At 55.8% G+C, this 1,519-nt stretch carries 1 rRNA gene; it reads left to right on the forward strand.

Annotated features, from left to right (window positions below):
- Positions 1 to 1,497 (forward strand): 23S ribosomal RNA (locus ACFVH0_RS40475); the annotation flags it as partial.
- Positions 1,498 to 1,519 lie beyond the last annotated feature (22 nt).

The raw sequence follows: 1,519 nt of genomic DNA on the forward strand, positions 1-1,519 counted from the left end.
TAGGTAAGCGATGGGGTGACGCAGGAAGGTAGTCCAGCCCGGGCGGTGGTTGTCCCGGGGTAAGGGTGTAGGCCGTGTGGTAGGTAAATCCGTCACACGTTAAGGCTGAGACCTGATGCCGAGCCGATTGTGGTGAAGTGGATGATCCTATGCTGTCGAGAAAAGCCTCTAGCGAGTTTCATGGCGGCCCGTACCCTAAACCGACTCAGGTGGTCAGGTAGAGAATACCGAGGCGTTCGGGTGAACTATGGTTAAGGAACTCGGCAAAATGCCCCCGTAACTTCGGGAGAAGGGGGGCCATTCCTGGTGATTGGATTTGCTCCATGAGCTGGGGGTGGCCGCAGAGACCAGCGAGAAGCGACTGTTTACTAAAAACACAGGTCCGTGCGAAGCCGTAAGGCGATGTATACGGACTGACGCCTGCCCGGTGCTGGAACGTTAAGGGGACCGGTTAGCTGACTTTCGGGTCGGCGAAGCTGAGAACTTAAGCGCCAGTAAACGGCGGTGGTAACTATAACCATCCTAAGGTAGCGAAATTCCTTGTCGGGTAAGTTCCGACCTGCACGAATGGCGTAACGACTTCTCGACTGTCTCAACCATAGGCCCGGTGAAATTGCACTACGAGTAAAGATGCTCGTTTCGCGCAGCAGGACGGAAAGACCCCGGGACCTTTACTACAGTTTGATATTGGTGTTCGGTTCGGCTTGTGTAGGATAGGTGGGAGACTTTGAAGCGGCCACGCCAGTGGTTGTGGAGTCGTCGTTGAAATACCACTCTGGTCGTGCTGGATGTCTAACCTGGGTCCGTGATCCGGATCAGGGACAGTGTCTGATGGGTAGTTTAACTGGGGCGGTTGCCTCCTAAAGAGTAACGGAGGCGCCCAAAGGTTCCCTCAGCCTGGTTGGCAATCAGGTGTTGAGTGTAAGTGCACAAGGGAGCTTGACTGTGAGACCGACGGGTCGAGCAGGGACGAAAGTCGGGACTAGTGATCCGGCAGTGGCTTGTGGAAGCGCTGTCGCTCAACGGATAAAAGGTACCCCGGGGATAACAGGCTGATCTTCCCCAAGAGTCCATATCGACGGGATGGTTTGGCACCTCGATGTCGGCTCGTCGCATCCTGGGGCTGGAGTCGGTCCCAAGGGTTGGGCTGTTCGCCCATTAAAGCGGTACGCGAGCTGGGTTTAGAACGTCGTGAGACAGTTCGGTCCCTATCCGCTGTGCGCGTAGGAATATTGAGAAGGGCTGTCCCTAGTACGAGAGGACCGGGACGGACGAACCTCTGGTGTGCCAGTTGTTCTGCCAAGGGCATGGCTGGTTGGCTACGTTCGGAAAGGATAACCGCTGAAAGCATCTAAGCGGGAAGCCTGCTTCGAGATGAGTATTCCCACCAACTTGATTGGTTAAGGCTCCCAGTAGACGACTGGGTTGATAGGCCAGATGTGGAAGCCCGGTAACGGGTGGAGCTGACTGGTACTAATAGGCCGAGGGCTTGTCCTCAGTTGCTCGCGTCCACTGTGTT

The organism is Streptomyces sp. NPDC127117 (genome assembly GCF_042677325.1).
Classification (GTDB): Bacteria; Actinomycetota; Actinomycetes; order Streptomycetales; family Streptomycetaceae; genus Streptomyces.